Source organism: Levilactobacillus suantsaii (assembly GCF_004115745.1).
In the GTDB taxonomy this organism is placed as follows: Bacteria; Bacillota; Bacilli; order Lactobacillales; family Lactobacillaceae; genus Levilactobacillus; species Levilactobacillus suantsaii.
Genome location: NZ_QXIL01000004.1, coordinates 25,192 through 48,605, shown reverse-complemented (window position 1 = coordinate 48,605; position 23,414 = coordinate 25,192). Strand labels below are relative to the sequence as shown.

Below are 23,414 nucleotides of genomic sequence, written 5' to 3'. Positions count from 1 at the left end.
GAAGAGAATTTATGATTAAAGTAGCGCCATCCATTTTAAGTGCAGATTATGTCAACTTACAGCCAGACATCGAAAAGGTCGACCAAGCCGGTGCCGAAGTCTTACACATCGACATCATGGACGGTCAGTTCGTGCCCGCCTTGTCTTACGGTCCCGGTTGGGTCAAAGCCATTCGGCCAATCACCAAGATGGTCTTAGATGTTCATATGATGGTCCAAAACCCAGAACGGTTCGTGGACGATTTTGCTCAGGCCGGTGCTGACATCATCGGGGTCCACGTCGAAGCCACGCCGCACATTCACCGGGCCTTACAGATGATTCAAAACGCCGGGGTCACCCCGGAAGTCGTGATTAACCCAGGCACGCCAGTCAGCGCTATTGAACCGGTCTTAGACATGGTCGGCCAAGTGCTGGTCATGACGGTCAACCCTGGGTTTGGCGGCCAGAAGTTCCTGCCAAGTACCGTGGAAAAAATCGCCCAATTAGACGCTATCAAGCGCGAAAAAGGGTATAACTTCGATATCGAAATCGACGGTGGGGTCAACGACCAGACCGTTGTCGACTGTGCCAAAGCGGGGGCCACGGTGGCCGTTGCCGGCTCGTACGTCTTCAACGCCGATGACCCGGCTGCTCGGGTCCAAGCCTTAAAGGACGCGACTAAGTAATGTTACGGGGGGGAACGTTTAATCTGTTAGTAGGGGGTCCTAAGGCCAATTGGCCCGCTGATCTGACCCAGATTCCTGGGACTTGGATTGGGGTCGATCGGGGGACCTTACGGTTGATCGAACACCATATTCAGCCCGTGGCGGCAATCGGTGACTTTGATTCTCTACAGCCCACGGAGCTCCAGCAGGTTCGCCGCAACGTTAAGGACGTGCGGTCGGCGCAAGCGGAAAAGGATTTTACGGACACCCAGATGGCCGTCATGGTCGCTTTTCGTGACTACCATGCTGACCGAGTTGACATTTACGGGGCCACGGGTGGTCGCTTGGACCATTTCCTGGCTAACCTGTTTTTGGTCTTGGAACCGCAGTACAAGACCTATGCCAGCCGGATTCGCTTGATCGATAAGCAAAACACCATCTCGTACTTTTTACCAGGGCAGTACACGATCCATAAGGAAGCCGATAAACAGTACCTGGCGTTTATCCCGTTAACGCCGATCGACCATTTGAGTTTGACCGACGAAAAATACGAGTTGCACGATGAACCCATTCCGTACGCGATTTCCTTCGCCAGTAACGAGTTTGTCGGCGAGACAGGGAGTTTTCAGTTCGATACCGGACTATTGTGCGTGATTCAAAGTTGTGACGCCTATGAGTCGCGGCACGGTTAAAGCTCACAGGGGGCCGTGTTTGGGGGCCAGCAGCCTAGCTAAGAGCAAAAAATAAAGTCGTGAGCGTCCCGTTTGGGGGCGGCTCACGACTTTTTTCGTTAATTTTAAGTGACAAAAAATGCATGTTTGCCGATCACGTGACCAGTTAAACATGCATTCGTGTTATAAACCGTGTTTAACTTAAACGCGGGTTACCTTACCTGATTTCAGAGTCCGGGCAGAGACCCAAACCTTTTTTGGCTTACCGTCCACTAAGATGCGAACCTTTTGCAAGTTCGGCTTCCAAGCACGACGAGATGCGTTCAAGGCGTGGGAACGCTTGTTACCGAAGCGTGTCCGCTTACCATTCAGAAAATCTTTTGCCATGGCGTAAACCCTCCTTTGTGGATTTATTACTTTTAAAAAAAGCAGATGCTTTTTGCTCACCTGACTAATTTACCATAGAACTTTCCCGAACGCAATCTTTTCTTTCAAGGATTATTACTTGACAGTTAATTACCGCTACCCCGTGGTTTTTAGTGTTCCTATTTCTATTTTTCGGTTGGTTGTGGTAAGATTAATTTCTGTTAAGATTCTATTCTTTGACAAGGAGGCTATTTCCATGGCCGTAAAGATTAAGACTCAGTACGGAACAATTGATATTACCAATGAAGTGATTGCGACCGTAGTTGGGGGCGCCGCGACTGACAATTATGGTGTCGTGGGCATGGCAAGCAAGAACCAGATTCGGGATAACGTAAATGACATCCTGCGTCGTGAGAACTATGCACGTGGCGTCGTTGTTCGCCAAGAGGACAACGGCGTGGCCATTGACGTCTACGTGATCGTTAGCTATGGCACCAAGATTTCCGAAGTGTCACGTAACGTTCAATCCAAGGTAAAGTACAACCTGGAAACAATGCTCGGCGTTACCGCCAATTCAGTGAACGTTGTTATCCAAGGAGTGCGGGTATTGGCGGATTAGCCAACCGGACGACCGAAAGTCAAGGAGGATACTTAGTTGAAAGTAACAGAGATTACTAATCTTGAGTTTGGTAAGATGGTTCAGGCCGCCTCGCAAAAACTAAACCAAAATGCAGATTTTATTAATTCATTAAACGTTTTTCCCGTTCCCGATGGGGATACTGGGACGAACATGAGCCTGTCACTGGCCAGTGGGGCCAAGTACGAACGTGATGCCGAAAGTACCGCCGTGGGCGACTTAGCAACAGCCTTAGCTAAGGGTCTGCTCATGGGGGCCCGGGGAAATTCAGGGGTGATCTTATCCCAGATCTTCCGCGGCTTTTCGCGTAAGCTCGCTAAGAAGACCACGTTAACGGCCCAGGACCTCGCTGACGGCTTTGCCGCCGGGGCAGAAACGGCCTATAAAGCGGTCATGAAGCCTACCGAAGGTACGATCTTGACGGTCGTACGTGAAGGGGCTCAAGCCGGGTTAGACGCCGCTAAGCAGACCGACGACGTGTTGGTCGTGATGGATGCGGTCAACAAGGCTGCTGCTGATGCCTTGGCGACGACACCAGACCTCTTACCGGTCTTAAAGCAGGTCGGCGTGGTCGACTCTGGTGGTCAAGGGCTGACCTTCGTATTGCGCGCCTTCGATGATTCGTTGAACGGCCGCGTGGCGGAGAACGATGATTACCAACCCGACGATGCCGAGATGGATGAAATGATCAACGCTGCCCACCACCAAAGTGCCCAAGGTAAATTAGACCCGGCCAGCATCAAGTACGGTTACTGTACCGAAATCATGGTGCGCATTGGTCGCGGCAAGCAGGTCGACCATAAATTCGATTACGATACCTTTTACAAGTACCTCGCCGACCTCGGGGATTCTCTTTTGGTGGTCAACGACGATGAAATCGTGAAGGTCCACGTGCATACGGAACACCCGGGCAAGGTCATTGCTTGGGGGCAGGAGTATGGTGACTTGGCTAAGGTCAAAGTCGACAACATGCGGATGCAACAAGAGACCATCATGGAAAAAGATGACGACGAACAACCGGCCGCAGCCGCTACGGCAGCGGCCGCGCCCGTGGCTACGGCGGAACAGCCGGCCTCGGATACGGCGATTATCGCCATTGTTGCCGGGGATGGGTTAGCCACGCTCTTCAAGAGCTTAGGGGTAACCCACGTAGTGCAAGGGGGCCAAACCATGAACCCAAGCACTCAAGACATCGTGGACGCTATCAACGCCTCGAAGGCTAAGCGCGCCATCGTCTTACCCAACAACAAAAACATTTTCTTAGCCGCGGAACAGGCTGCCGATGTGGCGGACATTCCGACGGTGATCGTGCACGCCAAGTCCATTTCGCAAGGAATGACGGCGATGTTGGGTTATAATCCGGATGCTGAATTGGATGATAACCAATCCGCGATGGAAGATAACCTGAGCACGGTCAAGAGTGGTCAGGTCACGCACGCGATTCGCGATACCGAACTGGATGGTTTGACCATCAAGGAAGGCAATTACATGGGGATCGTGGACGGGACCATCAAGGCTACGGATACGGACCTGTTAAAGACGACTGTGGCGATGGTTAAGGCCATGTTGGATGACGATAGTGAAATCGTCACGATTATTTACGGTGCCGACACCACGGCAGACGTTGCGGACCAATTACAGCAACAAATCGCCGACCTCGATGGCGACCTCGAAACGGAAGTTCATGAAGGTGACCAACCGGTTTACCCATTCTTGATTTCGGTGGAATAATCAGTTGGCACTAAAAAAGATTGGACACGCGTGTCCAATCTTTTTTATCATAGGAAGTGGGAGGTGACGCAGCATGGTGAGTTTAAATGATTCGGTGAGTGCCCTGAGCGGGGTGGGCCCCAAGCGAGTGACTGCCCTAAAGGAACTGGCCATTGAAAACATCAACGACCTGTTGACCTACTTTCCCTTCCGTTATGAAGATCTGCAGGCCAAAGATCCCAGTGAGTTGACCGATCAGGCCAAGGTGACCTTGAAAGGAACTGTCGCTGCGGAACCGGTCGTGACCCGTTTCGGTCGTAAGAAGAGCCGGTTGAATTTCCAGTTGCTTTTAGACGATCACCAGATTATCCCCGTGACGTTCTTCAACCAGCCCTGGTTGCGAGACCAGATGGAAGTTGGCCACGACTTAGTGGTGTACGGGCGCTTTGACGCCAAACGGCAAAGCTTATCTGGCATGAAGCTGTTAAGCAGTGCCAACGGGGCGATGGGGTCGATCTACCCGGCCAATAAGGAGATTCGCCAAGCCACCATTAAGAAATTGGTGGTGGCCGCCTACGATGCTTATGCCCCGACCATCGTCGATTTGATTCCGGAGCCTGTCCGGGTCAAGTACCGCTTGTTGCATCGTCAACAGATGATTCACGACATGCATTTCCCGGCCGACGCCGTGGCGGCCAAAGCAGCTCGGCGCACGGCAAAATTCGAGGAATTTTTCTTGTTCGAGTTGCGTTTGCAGATTATGAAGCAACAGGACCATACGCTGTATGGCCAGGAATTAACCTATGATTTAGCCCAGTTGCGGGCGTTTATCACTAGTTTGCCTTATGAACTGACCGGCGCGCAGAAAAAAGTGGTCAACGAGATCTGCTTCGACCTGAAACGGCCGGTCCACATGAACCGGTTGCTGCAAGGCGATGTGGGGAGCGGGAAGACGGTAGTGGCGGCCATCGCGATGTACGCCGCCATGACGGCGGGCGTTCAGACCGTTTTGATGGCCCCCACGGAAATCTTAGCCGAGCAGCACGCCAATAATTTGGCGCGCCTGTTCGCCGATTTTCCAGTCAACGTGGCGCTACTGACCGGAGCGACCAAACCGGCGGCCCGCAAAGTGCTCTTGCCCCAGATTGCGAACGGTGAGGTCAACCTGATCGTTGGCACCCACGCCTTGATTCAACCAGACGTGCACTACCGTCATTTAGGCTTGGCGGTCATCGACGAGCAACACCGCTTCGGGGTCAACCAGCGCCAAGCGTTACGCCAGAAGGGGGCCCAGCCCGACATTCTAGCGATGACGGCGACACCGATTCCCCGGACGTTGGCGATTACGGCGTATGGCGAAATGGATGTGTCGATAATCAACGAATTACCGGCCGGCCGACAGCCCATCAAGACCACCTGGATTCGTAGTAACCAGGAAGCCAATATGCTCCAAGAAGTCAAGACGCAACTGGCCGCCGGGTCGCAGGCCTACGTGGTCACGCCGCTGATCGAAGAATCTGAAGCGGTCGACATGAAGAACGCCCAGGCGATTTACCAACGGTTCCAAGCGGAGTTCGAGCCGACCTACCGGGTGGGCTTGCTCCACGGTCGGATGAAAAATGATGAAAAAAATGCCATTATGGCGGCCTTTAAGGCCAATGAGTTTCAGGTGTTAGTGGCGACGACCGTCATCGAGGTCGGTGTCGACGTGCCCAACGCCACGTTGATGCTGATTTACGACGCTGACCACTTTGGGCTGGCGCAGTTGCACCAGCTCCGTGGCCGGGTCGGTCGGGGACAAAAGGCCTCGCAGTGTATCTTAGTAGCCGACCCGAAGAACCAACTGGCCATCGAACGGATGACCACGATGACCACGACCACCGACGGCTTCGTGCTGTCACAACGGGATCTGGAATTGCGCGGGCCCGGTGATGTGTTGGGCCGCAAGCAGTCCGGGGTGCCCGACTTCAAGGTCGGTGACCCCGTGGCCGACATTAACGTACTCAGCGTGGCCCAGCAGGTGGCTAAGGTCGTGGTGACCGAACCCAACTGGGCGGAACAACCCGCTAATTTAGCCGTGGCGGCCTTTTTGACCACCACGGCGCACCAACCTACAACCATGGATTAATGAAGGAGACGAAAGTTCATGAAAATTGCCGTTGACGCCATGGGGGGCGACTACGCCCCCGACGAAATCGTCAAGGGTGTCGAGTTAGCCCGCGACGCCTATTCGGATTTAGAATTCTTGCTGTACGGGCAAAAGACTAAGGTCCAACCACTCTTACAGGACCAGACCCGTATCACCTTAGTCGACGCCCCGGAGGTTATCGCCATGGGCGATGAACCCGTCCGGGCGGTTCGGCGGAAGAAAAACTCCAGCATCGTCTTGGCTGCGACAGCGGTCAAGGAAGGCCAAGCCGACGCCTTCTTTTCGGCTGGGAACACCGGGGCCGTCTTAACGGCGGGCCTGTTGATCGTGGGCCGCATCAAGGGCGTGGAACGTCCCGGCTTGACCACGACGCTGCCGGTCCTACGCAAGCTCGACCAGTCGAGCTTCGTGATGCTGGATGTCGGTGCTAACGCCGACACTAAACCCTTCAGCGTGATTCAGTATGCTGTCATGGGGCAGTACTACGCCCAAAGCGTGATGCACGTCGATAATCCGCGCATCGGCCTGTTGAACAACGGGACCGAAGCCGATAAGGGTGATCAAGATCACCGGGCGATTCATGATGCATTGGCCCAGATGCCAGAATTGAACTTCGTCGGTAACGTGGAGTCACGCGAACTGTTAAACGGGGCGGCCGACGTGGTCGTAACCGACGGCTTTACCGGCAACGCCACGCTTAAGGCCATCGAAGGGACGGCATTGTCGATGCTCAAACTCATCAAGGGTGAGATCATGAGCGGCGGTCTGGGTGGTAAAATTGGGGCTGGGCTTTTGCGGCCGGTCTTTCATAACGTCAAGGCGGCCATGGATTACTCGCAATATGGCGGGGCCGTTTTATTAGGCCTCAAGGCGCCGGTGGTCAAGACTCACGGGTCGACCAAGGCACCGACCGTCAAGAACACCATCGGCCAGATTCGGGAGTTATTGAAGGCCCAAAGCGTGCAACAATTGGGTAGCTATTTTGACCAACACGCCGAACAGATGGCGACCATCAAAGAGACTCTGAAGTAAGACCTAGAATCTGCTAGACAAGGCCGTTAAAAACGGTTAGACTACTATTTGAATACTGTGAGCGAGGGATTGGACATGACAAAAGCAGAGATTTTTGATAAGATTGCGGATATTATTGCGGATCGCTTCGAATTTGACCGGGACCAGATCAACGACCAATTGAATTTCAAGCAGGACTTAGATGCCGATTCAATTGATTTCGTTGAGTTTGTCCTAGAGTTAGAAGATACGTTTGGGGCGGAGATTTCCGACGAAGATGCCGAGAAACTCACCACCATTGGTGAAGTGGTCGACTACATCGTCGCCCATCAAGAGCAACAAAAATAGTTACTGAGCGAGTCCGGGCCGCAACCTTTCGTCCCGGGCTTTTTCAATTTAAACGAAAGAAACGAGGAATGTGACGTGATATCTGGATTAAACCAGGAATTAGCGGACAATTTTGGAATATACATCAAGAACCAAGCGTTACTCGACGAGGCTTTTACCCAGGCCTCGTACGTGAATGAGCACCCTAACCAGGGATTGAAATTTTATGAACGAATCGAATTTTTAGGCGATGCCGTCATGCAATTGGTGGTATCGAACTACATTTATCGGCGTTACCCGCAAATGCCGCAGGGGCGTTTGACCCGCTTACGGGCCGCAATGGTCAACGAGAATAGTTTTGCCAGTTTTGCGCGTGAGTGTCACTTTGACCAATACATTCGGTTGGGTAAGGGTGAGGAAAAGGCTCAAGCCCGGCAGCGAGATTCACTGCTTTGTGATATCTTCGAATCCTTCATTGGAGCGCTATATCTCGACCAGGGTCTCGATAGCGTCGTTAAGTTCGTGACCCAGGTAGTCTTTCCCAAGTTGGACGAAGGTCGCTTCGATGAATTCTTCGACCACAAGACGGAACTGCAAGAATTGGTCCAAAAAAATGGGAGCGTGGATATCGACTACCGCCTACTCAACGAAGAGGGGCCGGATAATGACTTGGCCTTTCAAGTCGCCGTGTACGTGGACGACAAGCTGTTAGGTAAGGGAACCGGGCACTCCAAGAAGCATGCGGAACAAAACGCGGCGCGCCACGCCCTGGAAAATTTAAAAGCTGAAGAATAAGGATGGGTCACGATGCGGTTAAAGACACTAGAAATTAGCGGGTTCAAGTCCTTTGCGGACCAGACCCGAATTGACTTTTTGCCGGGGATGACCGGCATCGTCGGTCCGAACGGGAGCGGTAAAAGTAACATTGCCGAAGCGGTTCGCTGGGTATTAGGGGAGCAATCGGCTAAGAGTTTGCGGGGCACCAAGATGCCCGACATCATTTTTGGCGGGTCCTCGGACCGGCACGCGTTGAACCGGGCGGCAGTGACCATTACCCTGGACAATAGCGACCACTATTTAAAAAGTGCGTACACGGAACTCACCATCAGTCGGCGCCTGTACCGTAGCGGGGAAAGCGAGTACCTGCTGAACGGGCAGACCTGCCGACTTAAAGACGTCACGGAACTGTTGATGGATTCGGGGATGGGACAGGATTCCTTTTCAATCATATCGCAGGGTCGCGTCGCCGCGATTTTTAACAGTAAACCCGAGGACCGCCGTAGCATCATCGAAGAGGTGGCCGGGGTCTACAAGTACCGTAAACACAAGGAAAAGGCCCAACGTGAATTGGACAGGACCATGGGCGATTTACACCGGGTCGAAGACATCATCGCTGAACTCGAAGAGCGGCTGAAACCGTTGGAAGAGCAAAGTGATTTGGCTCGCGACTATCTGGACCAAAAACGGCGCTTTGCCATCTTGGACCGCACGCAACTGGTGCGCCAGCTGCAGGCTGAGACCACCCAGAAAGCCACCGTCGATAAAACGGTCCGGCAAAAGGGCGGCCTGGTCCATGAACAGCAATATGCCCAACAGCAGCAGGGAAAACAAGTCCAAACGTTACAGAAAAAGCAACACGACTTGTTAGCCCAAAAAGACACCCTGCAAGCCCAATTGGTCACGACCACGAAAGCCGTCGAACAACGCCAGGGCCAGGTCAATTTGACCAGTGAACAACGGCAGAATCAGGAACGGGAACAGAAACGCTTGGCCCATGAGCTGGCCAGCACGCAGCAGCACCAAACGGCATTGGCCGCCACGATTGAACAAGACCAGGCGGCCTTAGCGGCTTTACGGGCCGAAATGGCGACCCACCAAACTAAGGTCAAGACCTTGAAGAGGGCAACGGATGATCAGGTGTTGGCGCGGTTACGTGACCAATTGGACCATCTGCGGACGGCTTATTTTGACCAGAAGCAACAGGTGGCGAGTTGGCGGAATCAACAACAGTATCTGCAACAAGACCAGGCCCGTCAACAACAACGTGGGCAACGGCTGACCAGTCAGCTCGCCGATCTGAAGCAAACGGCGCAAACGACCGCCCAGCGGGTCCAAGAGTTGACGACTAAAGCGAGTGCGTTACACGACCAACTGACCACGGCTGAACAGGCTTACGACACCGAAGCTGGGCAGTATCAACAACAAGAGACCGCCTACCGACAACTCCAGCGTCAATGGCAAGCGGCCCTTGAAGTCTACCAGCGGGCCAAGACACAAGCAGCCGGGCAACGCGCGGCACTGGCGGAATACGGCGGCTTTTATCAGGGGGCCCGGGCCGTGCTGCGGCAACGAGAGCAGTTCACGGGCTTGCTGGGCGCCGTATCGGAACTCTTGCAGGTTCCAGCAGACTACACCACCGCCATCGAATACGCGTTAGGTGGTCAGCTTCAACAGATCGTAGTGGACACTCCCACCACGGCTAAGGCGGCCATGACCTACTTGAAACAACACCGGGCCGGCCGGGCGACTTTTTTACCGGTCGATACGGTTCACCAGCGGCACTTGGATGCCACGACTCAACGGACGCTAGCACAAATGGATGGCGTCGTTGGGGTGGGGAGTGACTTAGTTGATATCACCCCCGCTGCGCAACCCATTTTAAACTACTTACTGGGCACCACGATTTTGGCCCACGATTTGGATGCGGCCGTGGCCATCAGCCAACGGTTGCACCACCGGTATCGCGTCGTCAGCCTAGCTGGCGATGTTATCAGTGCTAGCGGAGCGATGACTGGGGGCCAGGCGAAGCACGCGTCGACCAGTGTCTTGCGGCAACGGCAGGATTTAGCCCACTTAGAGGCATCGCTGACCACGATGACGACGCAACTGCAGGAACGCGAGACGCAGGTCAAAACGCACCGTGAGGCGTTACAGGCCAGTGACCAACGAAGTCAAAAGTTGCGGGCAACGATGAACGAGTTGCAGCCGCAATGCCGGCAAGTCGACGACCAGTTGGCCACGGCCAAAACCGCGGCCGAACAAGCTAATCGGCAGCTAAAGGCCGCCCAACTCGACTTGCAACAAGCTACGGCGACGGATCAGGACCAGCAGGGCAACGACCTTCAGGCCAAAATCGATCAGGGGGTAGCGACCAGCGCGCAACAGGAACGTGAATTGGCTGACTTGCAGACGCAACTCAAGGACGCGACGGCGCAACAGGCCAGTCGGCAAACGGTCCTGACCGAGCAGCAAACCTGGTTAGCCGGGGCGCAAGAACGAGAACAACAACGACAACAAGCGTTGGCTCAACACCAAAAAGAATTGGCAAGTGACCAGGCTCACCAACGAGGCCTTAAGCACGATCAAGCTCAACTCAAGCAAGACGAGGGCTTGACGCCCCAAGAAGCCGCGGCCCAATTGAAACAAGCGCAAGCTGACCAGACCCAAACGCAACATGCGTTGACGGCGAATGATGATGCGTTGACCACGGTCAACGATCAATCGGCGCAAGCCACGGCGGCAAATGACCGGGCAACCGGGCTCTTGCAGGTCGCAAACGATGACCTGCATAAGGCGCAAGTCACCCAGACGCGCTTAGCGGCGTTGATTGACCAGCAACAGGGTGATCTCGCCGAGAAGTACCAGTTGAGTTTGGCGGCGGCCGCAAAGGACGTGAGTGACTTGCCGAGTGACCAATTGACCAGTCAGCTGAAACTCTTGAAACGGGGATTGGCCGAAATCGGTCCGGTCAACGTCAACGCTATCGACGAATACAAGGACGTGCGACAACGGTACGACTTCTTGACGCAACAACGTGACGATCTTTTGACCGCGCGCGACCAGTTGACCGCGACCATGAGCGAGTTGGATAATCAAGTCAAACAACGCTTCGAGCGGAGTTTTAAGCAGGTGGCTAAGAAATTCACGGCCACCTTCAAACAAATGTTTAATGGCGGCACGGCAGAACTGGTCTTGACCGACCCGGATGATCTCCTGACCACCGGGATTGACATCATGGCTCAACCGCCGGGCAAAAAATTTCAAAACATGGGTCTGTTATCCGGGGGTGAACAGGCGTTGACCGCCATCACCTTGCTCTTTGCGATTCTACAGGTCCAACCGGTCCCGTTTTGTATCTTAGACGAGGTCGAAGCGGCTTTGGACCCGGCGAACGTGACGCGCTTTGCCCGTTACATTCACCAGTTCCAGGCCCAAACACAATTCATCGTCATCACGCACCGTAAGGAGACCATGGTGCAGGCCGACGTTTTGTACGGCGTGACCATGCAAGAATCCGGGGTCTCCAAAATGGTGGCTGTGGATCTAGACCAAGCCAGCACGGTAGAAGGGAAGTAAACACACATGGGGTTATTTGATATCTTTCGGCGGCGCGCTAAGCACCCAAAGAGCGCGGCACCAGACACGAGCGAGACCAGTCAGTCGCTTAGCGAGGCTTCGGCGGCACCCGCCAGTGAGGTTAAAGCGACTAGTGAAGCGGAGACGTCGACTAGTGACCAATCCGTCAGCACTAAGACCACTAATTCAATGACAACACCGACACCCGCGACTGACGGTTCCACGACCGCAGCGAAGACGTTCCAACCGACGCCTACTGAAGAATCAGTTAGCAGTGCGGCACCGGTCGCACCAGCAGCCAGTCAGGAAAATGAGCCGCCGGTTGCCGCTTCAACGACGTCGATTGCTCCGGCAAGTGCCAGTTCAGCCAGTCAGGTTCAGCCAACCAGCAGCTTAGGCTCGACTACCAATGGGGAGTCCGAGACAAGTGCTGAAGCGGAGACGAGCGTCAGTGCTGAAGTCGGCACGAGTGCCGGTGAGAAAGCGGAGTCGATGAGTGAGACGACCCCGAAAACTGCCCCAGAGCAGCCCACCGCAACTAGCGACGAACAACTCTACGATCGCGGGTTGGCTAAGACGCGGCATACGTTTGGCGAACGGCTGAACGCTTTACTGGCGAACTTCCGTCACGTGGACGAGGGCTTCTTTGACGATTTGGAAGAGACCTTAATTGGTGCCGACGTGGGCTTCGACATGGCCGTAAAACTCAGCGATTCGTTACGTGACGAAGTTAAGCTGCAAAACGCGAAGAAGGCCGCCGACGTGCAGAACGTCATCGTCGAAAAGATGGTCGACATTTACGACCAGGCCGGTAGCCAAGAGGAAAGTAACGCCTTGAACGTGGCCCAAGAAGGTCCCACGGTCATCCTGTTCGTCGGGGTCAACGGGGTCGGCAAGACCACGACCATCGGCAAGATGGCCAACCGTTACCATCAAGACGGCAAGAAGGTCTTACTAGCCGCGGCGGATACCTTCCGGGCCGGAGCGACCGAACAATTGGACGTTTGGGCCAAGCGGGCTGACGTGGACATCGTGACGGGCAAGCCACAATCGGACCCCGCCGCGGTAGTCTACGACGCGGTCCAAAAGGCGAAGAAGGAAGACTACGACATCCTCTTCGTCGATACGGCGGGGCGGTTGCAAAACAAGGTCAACTTGATGAACGAGCTGGCCAAGATGAAGCGCATCATCACACGCGAGATTCCAACGGCACCCCACGAAGTGCTGCTGGTCTTGGACGCCACGACCGGGCAGAACGCGTTGACGCAGGCCAAACTCTTCAAGGAAGCCACCGACGTGACCGGAATCGTCTTGACCAAGCTCGACGGAACCGCCCGTGGGGGAATCGTTTTGGCTATCAGAAACGAATTGCACGTGCCGGTGAAGTTTATCGGGCTGGGCGAACAGATCGGCGACTTGCGGCCGTTTGACCCTAGTGAGTTCGTGTATGGCCTGTTCAAGGGCTTGATCGATGTTTCGGCGTTAGGTAAAAAATAAACTAATAAATCATCGGGTGGGTCGTCTGGTAGTTAAATACCGCTGGACGGCCCCCTTTTTGTGGACTGGACCGGCGAATTGTGGGAGTCAGCGGCCGTGACCCACGAAAAAAATTGACGAAAGCCGTAAAAATCGGTACTCTAATAGAGTGTGACACTACCAAGGAGGGGACGTTTATGGAACTAGAGAAGAATTATCGGATTAACTCCCTCTTTGCGTTCTATCAACCGTTATTGACCGTTAAGCAAAATAATTATATGCAGCTCTACTACGGCGACGATTATTCGCTCGGCGAAATCGCCGAAGAATTCAACGTCAGCCGCCAAGCGGTCTACGATAACCTGCGGCGGACCGAGAAAATTCTCGAAGATTATGAGGCTAAGCTGCATTTATATCAAGAATTTACCGCGCGCAACCACCAGGCCGACCAGATTCAGACCTACGTGGCGCAGCATTACCCCCACGATGCGGCGTTGAACCGCCTCGTGGCAGGCTTAGAACATCTCGAAGAACAATGAAAGTTAGGTGGCAGATTTAATGGCGTTTGAAGGATTAACCGAACGATTACAAAACGCGATGCGAAAGTTGCGGGGCAAGGGCAAGGTCTCCGAAAGTGACTTACGGGCCACGATGCGTGAGATTCGTCTGGCCTTACTCGAAGCCGACGTTAACTTTACGGTCGTTAAGGACTTCGTCAAGCAAGTTCGTGAACGGGCGATGGGGGCTGACGTCCTCGAAGGCTTGAACCCCGCCCAACAGATCGTCAAGATCGTGGACGAAGAACTGACCAAGACCATGGGGGAAGAAGCCGTTGACCTGAACAAGGCGCCGAAGATTCCGACGATTATCATGATGGTCGGACTCCAAGGGGCCGGGAAAACCACAACGGCCGGCAAACTCGCTTTGAAGCTGAAGACCGAACAAAACGCGCGGCCGTTAATGATTGCGGCCGACGTGTACCGGCCCGCCGCCATCGACCAATTGGTCCAGGTCGCTCAAGGCATCGACGTGCCGGTCTTTCAACTGGGGACGGACGTCAACCCCGTCGACATCGTACGGCAGGGGTTAGCCCAAGCCGAAGAAAAACATAATGATTATGTCATTATTGATACCGCCGGGCGGTTACAGATCGACGAACAGTTGATGGACGAATTGGCCAACATCAAGGAATTGGCCCACCCCAACGAAATTCTGTTGACGGTTGATGCGATGACCGGGCAAAATGCGGTTGCCACGGCCGAGGGCTTTAACGATAAGCTCGACGTGACCGGGGTCGTTTTGACCAAGTTAGACGGTGACACCCGTGGTGGGGCCGCTCTGTCGATTCGGGCCGTCACTGGTAAGCCAATCAAGTTTATTGGTCAGGGTGAAAAGATGAGCGACTTGGACGTCTTCCACCCGGACCGGATGGCGTCACGGATCTTGGGGATGGGCGACATGCTGTCGCTGATCGAAAAGACCCAAAAGGAATACGACCAGAAGCAGGCCCAACAACTGACCGAAAAGATTCAGGAAAACTCGTTTGACTTTAACGACTTCGTGGACCAAATCAGCCAGATCCAAAAGATGGGGCCGATGGAAGATTTGATGAAGATGATTCCGGGGATGGCCAATAACCCCGCCTTAAAGAACGTCCAGATGGACCCAAAAGACATCGAACATCTCAAGGCGGTCGTCTACTCGATGACCGAGCAGGAACGGACCAACCCCGACGTGTTGAACCCGTCCCGGCGCCGACGCATCGCCGCTGGGTCTGGTCGCCCGATTCACGAGGTCAACCGGATGATCAAACAGTTCAACCAGATGAAAAAGATGATGAACCAGGTTTCCAAGGGCAACATGTCCGGCATGGAACAAATGATGGGCCAGACCGGCATGGGCGGCGGTATGGGTGGCCGCATGCAAAAGATGGCCATGAACCGCATGTCCCGGCAAATGAAGAAGAACAAACGCAAGCGTCTGAAGCGTAAGCGGCGGAAAAAGTAATTAGACCCGGCATTTAAGACCTAAGCTTAGGCTAATGGGTGGCAATCATCCGTTAGCCTGAGCTTTTGCCGGTTATGTAAACGTTTTTACACGGTTGTGCGCCCGTAAATATCACCTGGGGTGGAAGGAGGCGAGCTTGCAATCGCTAGCGCGGTGAAACTGGTTGAACCGTCGGCAATGTAAATGGTAGACAGGCCGCTGGAAGTCCGGTATACTAACCTTACTCATAAGGGAGTAACTAGCAGCAAGCCTGCGACAATATCGTCAGCCAGAAGACGTTCCGGTATTGTCTTAAATAGTGAGACTTATGTGTGTTCACCATTGTGTGTGCATGCGTAGGTCTCATTTTCTTTTATCAGGAGGAAATGAGATCCGCGGGGCACCGAAACCATCACTTTTTTGGAGGCAAAATATGACCAAATTACCGTTATATCAACAGACCGTGGCCAATTTGTACCAAGATTTACAGACCAATGACCAGGGGTTAAACGCGACTGAAGTGCAATCTCGGTTGGATAAGTACGGCCAAAATGCGTTGACTCAACAGAAGAAGCCCTCATTATTGCAACGTTTCATCGGGCAATTCAAAGACCTGATGATCATCGTGTTGCTAGTGGCCGCGCTCTTTGCTGGGCTGACCGGTGAAGTGGTGGATGCCGTCATCATCTTATTAGTGGTGGTCTTAAACGCCATCTTCGGGGTCTTTCAGGAGGCCAAGGCTGAGGAAGCCATCGATGCTTTAAAGGAAATGGCGGCCCCGAACGCCACGGTCCGGCGCGATGGCCAAATCCACACCGTTAAAAGCGACGAGCTGGTGCCCGGCGATATCGTGCTTTTAGAAGCCGGAGACGTGGTGCCCGCCGACTTACGGCTGGTCGAAGTGGCCGGCTTGAAGGTCGAGGAATCGGCGCTGACCGGGGAATCGGTCCCGGTCGAAAAGACCAACGCCACGTTAAGCGGTCAGGACCTGGGCATTGGGGACCGGACCAACTTGGCTTACATGAACAGTAACGTCACTTATGGGCGGGCGACCGGGGTGGTCGTCGCCACGGGGATGCAGACCGAAGTTGGCCGGATCGCCGGGATGCTAGAAAGTGCCGACGAGACCACGACGCCGTTACAAGCTAACCTGGTCCAACTCGGGAAAGCCTTGACTGTTTTGATTCTGATCATCGCCGCCGTGGTCTTTGGCCTCGGGTTATGGCGCGGAACGGCCAACGTAGTCGACATGTTATTGACGGCGATTTCGTTAGCCGTGGCCGCCATTCCAGAAGGTTTACCGGCCATCGTGACCGTGACCTTAGCCTTGGGGACGCAACGAATGGCCAAGCGCCACGCGTTAGTGCGGAAATTACCGGCGGTCGAAACGCTGGGGAGCACCGACATCATTGCCTCGGATAAGACCGGGACGCTGACGCAAAACAAGATGACCGTTGAACAGATCTATCAAAATGGCAAGCTTGTCCCGGCTGGCGACAACCCGGTCCGCCAAGACGACCCGTTAGCGCGGGTGATGCTGCTCAGTAACGACACGCAGCAACTCACCGACGGGTTAGCCGGCGACCCCACGGAAACGGCTCTGGTCCAGTACCAGTTGGACCGTGACTACCCGGTGGCCCAGACGCTAAAGGACTACCCACGGGAAGCGGAGATTCCCTTTGATTCGGAACGAAAATTAATGACCACGGTGCACCCGTTAGCCGACGGTCAGTTCATGATCGCCGTCAAAGGGGCGCCGGACGAATTGCTAAAACGGGTCACCCAGGTCGATAATGCTGGGGAGGTCACGGCCATGACGGCCGACCAACGTCAAGCGATTTTAACGACCAACCACGACTTGGCGACTAAAGCGATTCGGGTACTGGCCTTTGCCTACCGCATCGTGCCCAGTGTGCCGACGACGCTAAGCAGTGAAACCACCGAACAAGACCTAATTTTCGCCGGGTTAGTGGGGATGATTGACCCAGAACGGCCGGAAGTGGCGCAAGCCGTCGCCGAAGCCAAGGGCGCCGGGATTCGGCCGGTGATGATCACCGGGGACCACCGCGACACTGCCGCGGCGATTGCCCAACGGTTAGGCATTATTACTAAGGACGAAACGGCCCACGCCGTCTTGACGGGGGCCGAGCTGGACGATTTAGACGATGCCACGTTCCAAAAACAGGTCGACCAATACGCGGTCTACGCCCGGGTCGCGCCCGAGCATAAGGTCCGCATCGTCAACGCCTGGCAGAAGCGCGGTAAGGTCGTGGCCATGACTGGGGACGGGGCCAACGATGCCCCCGCCTTAAAGGCCGCCGACATCGGGATTGGCATGGGGATCACCGGGACCGAAGTAGCTAAGGGGGCCAGTGACATGGTCTTAGCCGATGACAACTTTGCGACCATCGTGGTGGCCGTCGAAGAGGGGCGCAAGGTCTTTGCCAACATCCAAAAGGCCATCCAATATCTATTGTCCGCCAACTTAGGGGAAGTCTTGACTCTGTTCATGATGACCATGCTGGGCTGGCAGATTTTAGCGCCAGTCCACATTCTGTGGATCAACCTGGTCACGGATACCTTACCGGCCATCGCGCTGGGGGTCGAACCGCTAGAAAAGAATTTGATGGCCCAACGGCCGCGGGGCCGGCAGTCGAACTTCTTCTCCGGCGGGGTCTTTAGCGGCATCCTGTATCAGGGGCTGTTAGAAGGGCTACTGACGCTGGGCGTCTACTGGGTGGCCATCACTTACCCAGTGCACGCCAACGCCGACTTGGCCCACGCGGACGCCTTGACCATGGCGTTTGTGACCTTAGGCTTGATTCAACTCTTCCATGCCTTTAACTCCAAGTCGATTCATGGTTCACTTTTTACCATTGGCATTTGGAAGAACCGCTTCTTCAACTGGGCCATCGTGATTGCCTTTGTCTTACTAGGCATGACGATTCTGGTGCCGGGCTTGAACGGGCTCTTCCACGTGACGGCCTTGACCGGGTTGCAATGGGGGATCGTTATCGTGGCCGCTGCTTTAATGGTCGTGATTGTCGAAATCGTGAAGTTCTGCCAACGACGCGTGGTAAAATAAGACTAAACACGTTTTACGGACAGGAAAGGGAGTTTTTAGGTGGCACTCACTTACCAACAATGTTTACGAGCCGTCGGGGTAGTCTTAGCCAGTGATAGCGTGCCGACCATCGTGGGGGAAGCCGGCATCGGCAAATCCGCGTTGGTGGCCGATTTGGCCCACCAGCGCCACGCCAAGCTCTTCACCACGGTCGTGAGTTTGGTCGAAAAAGGGGACCTGGTGATTCCGGTGCCCCCGCTCACGAAAGAATCCTTTATCCAGACCAAACACTACGGGCAGTTAGCCGACGTGCAGTTTGGTTATTCCCACACCTTGGTGGCGTTGATTCGCTACGCCGAGGCCCATCCGGATGAGGAGATCATCTGGTTTCTTGATGAATTTAACCGGGGCAGTCAGGCCGTGCAAAGTGAGCTGATGAACCTGGTCTTACAACGCCAAATCAATACGTTGTTATTGCCTAAACAGGTCCACTTGATCTTAGCGGAAAATCCGGACACCACCATGCAAGGCTTTCAGCGTAGCCATTACGGGGTCACGCCGGGGGATGCCGCGATTGCCGACCGGACGACACGGTTAGTGCTGCAAGCCGACACGCCGACTTGGTTGGCCTGGGCGCGAGTCCAGGTCAACGGCCAACCGCGCATCGACCCACTGGTCACGGCTTACTTGACGGAGAACCCGACAGATTTATTTACGGCACCAACGGGTGATGAAGAAGGTGCCGATTTACAGCCGACGCCACGGGCCTGGGCGCGAGTCTCGCGGCTCTTACGGGAGCTGGACCGGCAGGACTTGTTGCAAAACACGGCCATCGTTCAAGAACTGTTACGGGGGAATTTGGGCCTTACCGTGGGCACGGCCTTTGCCGGGTACGTCCACACCAAGCGGCCCACCATCACGGTCGAACAGGTCTACACGCAAGATGGCACCGTGGGGCGGTTTCGGGCCTTGAATCCGGCTCAGCAACAACGCTTGTTGAGTCAGTGTGTTGCCGCCCAACACGACTGGCCACTGACCACAAGCGAATACGCGGAACGCTTCACCCAACTGTTGATGCTGTGTGCACCGGACGGGCAATTTGCCCTGGGCCGTGAAATCGCCCAACAAGATGGGCTCCTCGAAGCGCTGCACGACCAAGTTGACGCTACAACGGCCGTAGCTCAGCTCTATTCGGTCCTGACCCAGATTGGGAAACGCGGCAGTCAGATCGAGGTGTAAACCATGCGCAGTCTTTCAGCTCAATTAACCCGCTTAGCGACGTTATCCGCCGCCCAACAAGGGCCAGCCACCCGCGAATTATGGCAATCGAGCGTGATGTATCTGCTCTTGCACGACCCATTTTACGGCCGTGTTTTAAGTCAGCTTACCAGTCGGTTGGCCAACGGGCCGACGCCCTTAGAACTGCGGGCCCGTCCGACCGATTGGCAACTGGTGATTAGCCCCGCACGCTTAGCGCAAACGGGCTGGACGGGACAACAATGGTTGGCGATGTTGCGGCACACGGTCTTACACCTGGTGTGGCAGCACCCGGAGCGCTACGCTCAGGCCGAAACGGCCCCCAAGCAAGCCGCCCTGGTACGCTGGGCAACGGATGCGGCGGTCAACGACTATCTGAGTGACTTGCCGGCCCAGGCGATTACCAGCCGGACCATCCAGGCTTTGACCGGGCAACCCACCACTAAGCAACAGGATTCGGCGGTGTACTGGCAACAATTGCGCCATTGGCAGGCGACCCAAACCACGGGACGGGAGGCGAGTGATACCCGCGCGCCCAACCAGAGCGGCGACCGGACTAGTACCCGCTTGGCAAAAGCCACAACGAATGCGAGTTTACAAGACGGTCACCACGGCTGGGAAACGGCGCTACAAACGCCCCCGGCGGCGCGTGAACAGTGGCGTCAGCAGGTGTTAGCGACCACCGCAGCAACTCTAAGCGCTAAGCAACGGGGGACTTTGCCGGGACGCATCGAAGCAACTTTATCACGAGTCAAAATTGACCGGCCGTTGTCCTGGCAGGGTCTGTTACAACGGCAACTCGGTCAGGTACCGGCGGGTCGCCGACCAGCCTACGGGCGGTTCAACCGCCGCCAGCCGGTACGGATGGATTTACCGGGGCAAATCGTGCAGACCTACCAACAAATTGCAATTTTTATCGACGAATCGGGGTCGATGGGCAACCAGGAGATTGCCTATCTCTTGGGCCAACTGACCCGGTTACTCACGATTTACCCAGCGGCGATTCGGGTTTATCCGTTCGACACCGAAGTGCATCGCCAGGCCAGCTTTCGCTTGCAAGGACGGGTGCCCGACCTTAAACGCGTTGGTGGCGGAGGCACTCGCTTTCAAGCGGTATTCACTGCGTTGCCCCGGTTGCTCGGCAGTGCGCCGGGCCAACTCGTGATTATCTTGACCGACGGGTATGGCGAACGAGCCGTCCGGATGCCGGCACCCGTTGACGTGATCTGGTTACTGACCAGTCCCACCACCCAATTTTCGGTGAGACACGCCCCGGGAACGGTCATTAGCCTGGCCGATGATCCACAACTTAAAGCCTTAGAGGGGGGCAATGTAAGATGACGGTTTTAACGGCGAATGAATTACGGGCGCTATTGTTACAAACGGCGGCGTATCAAAACGCCATGGCGATTTTAAATGATGAGTGGGGCAGTCGGGTGCAGGAAAATCCCCTGTACCAGGCCCCCATCAGTATCGCAGATCTGCAATTTGTGGCCCACCTTCAAGCGACCGGGATTCACCGGCCCGTCCTGGACTTTACGGACTACAGCGCAGTCTCGGAGTGGATTATCACCCATCAAGCGGCCTTAACGCCGAACGTTATCGCCTGGTTACGCCGACCATTCGATTAATTTAAAGGTGTAAAGAAAAAACTCTTTACATCATATCTAGAAACTGGTATATTATTACTCGTTGAAAGAAATACAGGAGGTGTCTATATGTCAGTAAAGATTCGTCTTAAGCGGATGGGTTCTAAGAAGCGCCCATTCTACCGAATCGTGGTTGCCGATTCCCGGAGCCCTCGGGATGGCCGGTTTATCGAAAACGTTGGGACCTACAACCCAATCGTGGCTCCAGCCGAAGTTAAGTTAAACGAAGAATCCATCATGAACTGGTTGAACAACGGTGCTCAACCTTCAGACACGGTGAAGAACTTGCTTTCGAACGCCGGAATCATGAAGCAATACCACGAAGCTAAGTACACTAAGAAGTAGTGATTAGCCATGACCGATTTTAAGGCATTAATTCTTGCGATTGTCAGCCCGCTCGTGGCCCATCCCGGTGACGTGGTCGTCACGACCGCCGAGACGGAGCGATTTTACGAGTATCGGTTAACCGTTCATCCGGACGATGTCGGTCGGGTGATCGGTAAGCAAGGCCGGGTCGCACAGGCTATTCGGACGATTGTCTATAGCGTGCGCGTCCAAGGTAATAAACGGGTTCGGCTCATCATCGATGACCACCCGACAAAGACTCTCGAGTGAGGCGGCGACGTTTCCCTCGAGTTTTTTGTATCATCAAGCTAACGAAGCGGGGCAGGACCCCAGTAAAAATACGACACATAACCAAGATAGGGGGACAACATGACTTACTATACGGTGGGGACTATCGTCAATACCCACGGCATTAAGGGCGAAGTTCGGGTCGTCGCCACGACCGACTTTCCGCAAAAACGTTTCGCTGTGGGCGCCATTCTTTGGGCCTTTTTGCCACAACAAAAACAACCTGTGAAATTGACTGTAGCCACGGTGCGGCAACATAAACAATTTTACTTGTTAGGCTTTACCGACCGGCCGTCGATCAACGACGTGGAAAGTTTGAAGACTGCGACACTCAAGATTACGGCCGACGAACTCCAGGCCGATGACTTAGGCCCCGGTGAATACTACTACCACCAAATCGTGGGCTTAGACGTGGTGGATGAAACGGGCCAAAAGTTAGGGACCGTCAAAGAGATTCTGTCACCGGGCGCTAACGACGTCTGGGTGGTCCAACGCGCGGGTCAAAGCGATTTATTGTTGCCCGTCATCGACCAAGTGGTTAAAAAGGTGGACCTCGACGCCCACCAAATCACGGTAGAATTAATGGAGGGACTCGATTAATGCGGATTGATGTGTTAAGTCTTTTTCCCGATATGTTCAGTGGCCCGATGCACGATTCCATCGTGGGTAAGGCCATCGAGAATGGCCATTTGACCATGCCCGTGACCAATTTTCGGGACTATTCGACCAATAAACACGGCAACGTCGACGATTACCCCTTTGGGGGTGGCGCGGGGATGCTCTTGCAACCCCAACCCATCTTTGATGCGCTAGCCGCGACCGAACACCAGGCAGCTGAAGCGGGCTTGCCCAAGGGGCGGGTTATCTTGACCGATCCGGCTGGGGTGACCTTTGACCAGCATGTAGCCGAAGATTTCGCGCACGAAGAGCATTTGACCTTTTTGTGTGGTCACTACGAGGGCTATGATGAGCGGATTCGCAATCTGGTGACTGACGAGGTCTCGCTGGGTGATTTTGTCTTGACCGGGGGGGAATTAGCCACCATGGTCATGATCGACGCGACGGTACGGTTGCTACCTGGTGTCTTGGGTAATGCCGAGTCGGCGCCCGGCGATTCGTTTTCGACTGGTTTATTGGAATACCCGCAGTACACGCGGCCAGCGGATTTTCGTGGGTTGACCGTTCCGGACGTCCTGATTAGCGGGAATCACCAAAAAATCGATGAGTGGCGGCAAAAAGAGGCCCTGCGGCGGACGTACTTGCGTCGCCCGGACCTCATCGACCACCAGCAGTTAACCGCCTTACAAAAACGCTTGTTGGCCGACGTGCGGATCGAAGAAGAAGAAAAGCAATCTCCTCAGTCAAGCGATTAGCCTTTACAGGGCGCCGGGGATATGCTAAACTTATTTTTGGCTGTTTAGCCACAACAACAACGTTCCGCTGTCGATAATCTGAGATAATGAACGTTGGCGAAAGGA

At 54.7% G+C, this 23,414-nt stretch carries 21 protein-coding genes; 20 read left to right on the top strand and 1 reads right to left on the bottom strand.

Annotation, left to right across the window (positions count from 1 at the left end):
- Positions 1-11 precede the first annotated feature (11 nt).
- Together rpe and DXH47_RS03115 are read left to right on the top strand one after the other, a co-directional pair.
- Positions 12-665, top strand: a complete 654-nt coding sequence (rpe, locus tag DXH47_RS03120) for a ribulose-phosphate 3-epimerase (RefSeq protein WP_129031627.1) — start codon at positions 12-14, stop codon at positions 663-665.
- Positions 665-1,336, top strand: coding sequence for a thiamine diphosphokinase (locus DXH47_RS03115; RefSeq protein WP_129031626.1), 672 nt, complete (start codon positions 665-667; stop codon positions 1,334-1,336). The genes rpe and DXH47_RS03115 overlap by 1 nt, the downstream gene beginning before the upstream one ends.
- Positions 1,337-1,516: 180 nt before the next feature.
- Here the strand turns inward: DXH47_RS03115 and rpmB are convergent, their stop codons facing one another.
- Entirely contained in the window at positions 1,517-1,702 is a 186-nt protein-coding gene (rpmB, locus tag DXH47_RS03110) for a 50S ribosomal protein L28 (RefSeq protein WP_129031625.1), read from the bottom strand.
- 235 nt (positions 1,703-1,937) lie between these two features.
- On the opposite strand from rpmB, the gene DXH47_RS03105 reads away from it, so the two are divergent.
- The 18 genes from DXH47_RS03105 to trmD all read left to right on the top strand — a co-directional run bounded on the left by DXH47_RS03105 (position 1,938) and on the right by trmD (position 23,309).
- Positions 1,938-2,300: an Asp23/Gls24 family envelope stress response protein gene (locus tag DXH47_RS03105; protein WP_129031624.1), complete on the top strand. Its 363-nt coding sequence runs from the start codon at positions 1,938-1,940 to the stop codon at positions 2,298-2,300.
- 36 nt (positions 2,301-2,336) lie between these two features.
- Positions 2,337-4,049, top strand: coding sequence for a DAK2 domain-containing protein (locus tag DXH47_RS03100; protein WP_129031623.1), 1,713 nt, complete (start codon positions 2,337-2,339; stop codon positions 4,047-4,049).
- Positions 4,050-4,122: 73 nt separating this feature from the next.
- Positions 4,123-6,156: an ATP-dependent DNA helicase RecG gene (gene recG, locus DXH47_RS03095; protein ID WP_129031622.1), complete on the top strand. Its 2,034-nt coding sequence runs from the start codon at positions 4,123-4,125 to the stop codon at positions 6,154-6,156.
- 18 nt (positions 6,157-6,174) lie between these two features.
- A complete protein-coding gene (gene plsX / locus DXH47_RS03090) occupies positions 6,175-7,209 on the top strand; it encodes a phosphate acyltransferase PlsX (RefSeq protein ID WP_129031621.1) in 1,035 nt (344 codons plus the stop codon).
- 75 nt (positions 7,210-7,284) lie between these two features.
- Positions 7,285-7,536 (top strand): acyl carrier protein, encoded by a 252-nt coding sequence (acpP, locus tag DXH47_RS03085; protein WP_129031620.1) that lies wholly within the window; start codon positions 7,285-7,287, stop codon positions 7,534-7,536.
- A 75-nt stretch (positions 7,537-7,611) separates the two neighbouring features.
- Positions 7,612-8,310: a ribonuclease III gene (rnc, locus tag DXH47_RS03080; protein WP_129031619.1), complete on the top strand. Its 699-nt coding sequence runs from the start codon at positions 7,612-7,614 to the stop codon at positions 8,308-8,310.
- Between the two features lie 12 nt (positions 8,311-8,322).
- Entirely contained in the window at positions 8,323-11,871 is a 3,549-nt protein-coding gene (gene smc / locus DXH47_RS03075) for a chromosome segregation protein SMC (protein WP_129031618.1), read from the top strand.
- A gap of 6 nt (positions 11,872-11,877) precedes the next feature.
- Positions 11,878-13,368 carry a signal recognition particle-docking protein FtsY gene (gene ftsY / locus DXH47_RS03070; RefSeq protein WP_129031617.1) on the top strand — a complete coding sequence of 497 codons (1,491 nt, stop codon included), beginning with the start codon at positions 11,878-11,880 and terminating at the stop codon, positions 13,366-13,368.
- 176 nt (positions 13,369-13,544) lie between these two features.
- Positions 13,545-13,886 (top strand): putative DNA-binding protein, encoded by a 342-nt coding sequence (locus tag DXH47_RS03065; RefSeq protein WP_129031616.1) that lies wholly within the window; start codon positions 13,545-13,547, stop codon positions 13,884-13,886.
- A gap of 19 nt (positions 13,887-13,905) precedes the next feature.
- Complete coding sequence (gene ffh / locus DXH47_RS03060) at positions 13,906-15,354, top strand: signal recognition particle protein (protein WP_129031615.1); 1,449 nt, start codon at positions 13,906-13,908, stop codon at positions 15,352-15,354.
- Positions 15,355-15,766: 412 nt separating this feature from the next.
- Positions 15,767-18,418: a cation-translocating P-type ATPase gene (locus DXH47_RS03055; RefSeq protein ID WP_129031614.1), complete on the top strand. Its 2,652-nt coding sequence runs from the start codon at positions 15,767-15,769 to the stop codon at positions 18,416-18,418.
- Between the two features lie 39 nt (positions 18,419-18,457).
- A complete protein-coding gene (locus DXH47_RS03050; protein ID WP_129031613.1) occupies positions 18,458-19,636 on the top strand; it encodes a P-loop NTPase family protein in 1,179 nt (392 codons plus the stop codon).
- A gap of 3 nt (positions 19,637-19,639) precedes the next feature.
- Entirely contained in the window at positions 19,640-20,995 is a 1,356-nt protein-coding gene (locus DXH47_RS03045; RefSeq protein ID WP_129031612.1) for a vWA domain-containing protein, read from the top strand.
- Entirely contained in the window at positions 20,992-21,285 is a 294-nt protein-coding gene (locus DXH47_RS03040) for a hypothetical protein (RefSeq protein WP_129031611.1), read from the top strand. Before DXH47_RS03045 ends, DXH47_RS03040 begins: the two co-directional genes overlap by 4 nt.
- An 87-nt stretch (positions 21,286-21,372) precedes the next feature.
- Positions 21,373-21,648 (top strand): 30S ribosomal protein S16, encoded by a 276-nt coding sequence (rpsP, locus tag DXH47_RS03035; RefSeq protein ID WP_129031610.1) that lies wholly within the window; start codon positions 21,373-21,375, stop codon positions 21,646-21,648.
- A gap of 9 nt (positions 21,649-21,657) precedes the next feature.
- Positions 21,658-21,918: a KH domain-containing protein gene (locus DXH47_RS03030; protein ID WP_129031609.1), complete on the top strand. Its 261-nt coding sequence runs from the start codon at positions 21,658-21,660 to the stop codon at positions 21,916-21,918.
- A gap of 99 nt (positions 21,919-22,017) precedes the next feature.
- Positions 22,018-22,536 (top strand): ribosome maturation factor RimM, encoded by a 519-nt coding sequence (rimM, locus tag DXH47_RS03025; protein ID WP_129031608.1) that lies wholly within the window; start codon positions 22,018-22,020, stop codon positions 22,534-22,536.
- Entirely contained in the window at positions 22,536-23,309 is a 774-nt protein-coding gene (trmD, locus tag DXH47_RS03020; protein WP_129031607.1) for a tRNA (guanosine(37)-N1)-methyltransferase TrmD, read from the top strand. The genes rimM and trmD overlap by 1 nt, the downstream gene beginning before the upstream one ends.
- Positions 23,310-23,414: the final 105 nt, after the last annotated feature.